Genomic DNA, 3,223 nt, shown 5'->3' with positions numbered 1-3,223 from the left:
GGTATATTATTAAACGTCGCTGATGAACAGCGTGAAACAAAACGAAAAACAAAAAAAGTTTTTCTAAGGTGTTTACAAGATTTTAAAAATGTGTATAATAAGAAAAGTCGAATTGAAAAAGATTCGAAAAAACATTTTAAAAAAACTTCTTGACTTCACTATCAAATGATAGTATGATAGTTAAGTCGCTTGATAAGCGCCCGTAGCTCAATTGGATAGAGCGTTTGACTACGGATCAAAAGGTTAGGGGTTCGACTCCTCTCGGGCGCGCCAATACAAGATACTACGCGGGTGTAGTTTAGTGGTAAAACCTCAGCCTTCCAAGCTGATGTCGTGAGTTCGATTCTCATCACCCGCTCCATTATTGAATGATCTTTGAAAACTAAACAAGACAAAACGTACCTGTTAATTCATTTTTAAAAAATCGCACAGCGATGTGCGTAGTCAGTCAAACTAGGGCCTGCACGACGCAGGTCACACAGGTGTCGCCGCAGGATGCGGTGAACTTAACCTGTGATCCATTTATCGGAGAGTTTGATCCTGGCTCAGGACGAACGCTGGCGGCGTGCCTAATACATGCAAGTCGAGCGGACAGATGGGAGCTTGCTCCCTGATGTTAGCGGCGGACGGGTGAGTAACACGTGGGTAACCTGCCTGTAAGACTGGGATAACTCCGGGAAACCGGGGCTAATACCGGATGGTTGTTTGAACCGCATGGTTCAAACATAAAAGGTGGCTTCGGCTACCACTTACAGATGGACCCGCGGCGCATTAGCTAGTTGGTGAGGTAATGGCTCACCAAGGCAACGATGCGTAGCCGACCTGAGAGGGTGATCGGCCACACTGGGACTGAGACACGGCCCAGACTCCTACGGGAGGCAGCAGTAGGGAATCTTCCGCAATGGACGAAAGTCTGACGGAGCAACGCCGCGTGAGTGATGAAGGTTTTCGGATCGTAAAGCTCTGTTGTTAGGGAAGAACAAGTACCGTTCGAATAGGGCGGTACCTTGACGGTACCTAACCAGAAAGCCACGGCTAACTACGTGCCAGCAGCCGCGGTAATACGTAGGTGGCAAGCGTTGTCCGGAATTATTGGGCGTAAAGGGCTCGCAGGCGGTTTCTTAAGTCTGATGTGAAAGCCCCCGGCTCAACCGGGGAGGGTCATTGGAAACTGGGGAACTTGAGTGCAGAAGAGGAGAGTGGAATTCCACGTGTAGCGGTGAAATGCGTAGAGATGTGGAGGAACACCAGTGGCGAAGGCGACTCTCTGGTCTGTAACTGACGCTGAGGAGCGAAAGCGTGGGGAGCGAACAGGATTAGATACCCTGGTAGTCCACGCCGTAAACGATGAGTGCTAAGTGTTAGGGGGTTTCCGCCCCTTAGTGCTGCAGCTAACGCATTAAGCACTCCGCCTGGGGAGTACGGTCGCAAGACTGAAACTCAAAGGAATTGACGGGGGCCCGCACAAGCGGTGGAGCATGTGGTTTAATTCGAAGCAACGCGAAGAACCTTACCAGGTCTTGACATCCTCTGACAATCCTAGAGATAGGACGTCCCCTTCGGGGGCAGAGTGACAGGTGGTGCATGGTTGTCGTCAGCTCGTGTCGTGAGATGTTGGGTTAAGTCCCGCAACGAGCGCAACCCTTGATCTTAGTTGCCAGCATTCAGTTGGGCACTCTAAGGTGACTGCCGGTGACAAACCGGAGGAAGGTGGGGATGACGTCAAATCATCATGCCCCTTATGACCTGGGCTACACACGTGCTACAATGGACAGAACAAAGGGCAGCGAAACCGCGAGGTTAAGCCAATCCCACAAATCTGTTCTCAGTTCGGATCGCAGTCTGCAACTCGACTGCGTGAAGCTGGAATCGCTAGTAATCGCGGATCAGCATGCCGCGGTGAATACGTTCCCGGGCCTTGTACACACCGCCCGTCACACCACGAGAGTTTGTAACACCCGAAGTCGGTGAGGTAACCTTTTAGGAGCCAGCCGCCGAAGGTGGGACAGATGATTGGGGTGAAGTCGTAACAAGGTAGCCGTATCGGAAGGTGCGGCTGGATCACCTCCTTTCTAAGGATATTATACGGAATATAAGACCTTGGGTCTTATAAACAGAACGTTCCCTGTCTTGTTTAGTTTTGAAGGATCATTCCTTCGAAACGTGTTCTTTGAAAACTAGATAACAGTAGACATCACATTCAATTAGTAACACAAGATATCACATAGTGATTCTTTTTAACGGTTAAGTTAGAAAGGGCGCACGGTGGATGCCTTGGCACTAGGAGCCGATGAAGGACGGGACGAACACCGATATGCTTCGGGGAGCTGTAAGCAAGCTTTGATCCGGAGATTTCCGAATGGGGAAACCCACCACTCGTAATGGAGTGGTATCCATATCTGAATTCATAGGATATGAGAAGGCAGACCCGGGGAACTGAAACATCTAAGTACCCGGAGGAAGAGAAAGCAAATGCGATTCCCTGAGTAGCGGCGAGCGAAACGGGATTAGCCCAAACCAAGAGGCTTGCCTCTTGGGGTTGTAGGACACTCTGTACGGAGTTACAAAGGAACGAGGTAGATGAAGAGGTCTGGAAAGGCCCGCCATAGGAGGTAACAGCCCTGTAGTCAAAACTTCGTTCTCTCCTGAGTGGATCCTGAGTACGGCGGAACACGTGAAATTCCGTCGGAATCCGGGAGGACCATCTCCCAAGGCTAAATACTCCCTAGTGACCGATAGTGAACCAGTACCGTGAGGGAAAGGTGAAAAGCACCCCGGAAGGGGAGTGAAAGAGATCCTGAAACCGTGTGCCTACAAGTAGTCAGAGCCCGTTAACGGGTGATGGCGTGCCTTTTGTAGAATGAACCGGCGAGTTACGATCCCGTGCAAGGTTAAGCAGAAGATGCGGAGCCGCAGCGAAAGCGAGTCTGAATAGGGCGCATGAGTACGTGGTCGTAGACCCGAAACCAGGTGATCTACCCATGTCCAGGGTGAAGTTCAGGTAACACTGAATGGAGGCCCGAACCCACGCACGTTGAAAAGTGCGGGGATGAGGTGTGGGTAGGGGTGAAATGCCAATCGAACCTGGAGATAGCTGGTTCTCTCCGAAATAGCTTTAGGGCTAGCCTCAAGGTAAGAGTCTTGGAGGTAGAGCACTGATTGGACTAGGGGCCCCTACCGGGTTACCGAATTCAGTCAAACTCCGAATGCCAATGACTTATCC

Annotated in this window: 2 tRNA genes and 2 rRNA genes; all 4 read left to right on the top strand. The window is 50.7% G+C overall.

Annotated features, from left to right (window positions below):
- Nucleotides 1–196: 196 nt before the first annotated feature.
- Nucleotides 197–273 (top strand) — tRNA-Arg (locus N878_RS15795).
- A 14-nt stretch (nucleotides 274–287) separates the two neighbouring features.
- Nucleotides 288–361 (top strand) — tRNA-Gly (locus tag N878_RS15790).
- A 161-nt stretch (nucleotides 362–522) separates the two neighbouring features.
- Nucleotides 523–2,072 (top strand): 16S ribosomal RNA (locus N878_RS15785).
- A gap of 170 nt (nucleotides 2,073–2,242) precedes the next feature.
- Nucleotides 2,243–3,223, top strand: a 23S ribosomal RNA gene (locus tag N878_RS15780); the annotation flags it as partial.

Origin of the sequence: Pseudomonas sp. EGD-AK9 (assembly GCF_000465935.2) — a bacterium.
Lineage (GTDB): Bacteria > Pseudomonadota > Gammaproteobacteria > Pseudomonadales > Pseudomonadaceae > Aquipseudomonas.
Note: the sequence above shows the minus strand (reverse complement) of the source record. Positions and strands in the feature narration are given on the sequence as shown.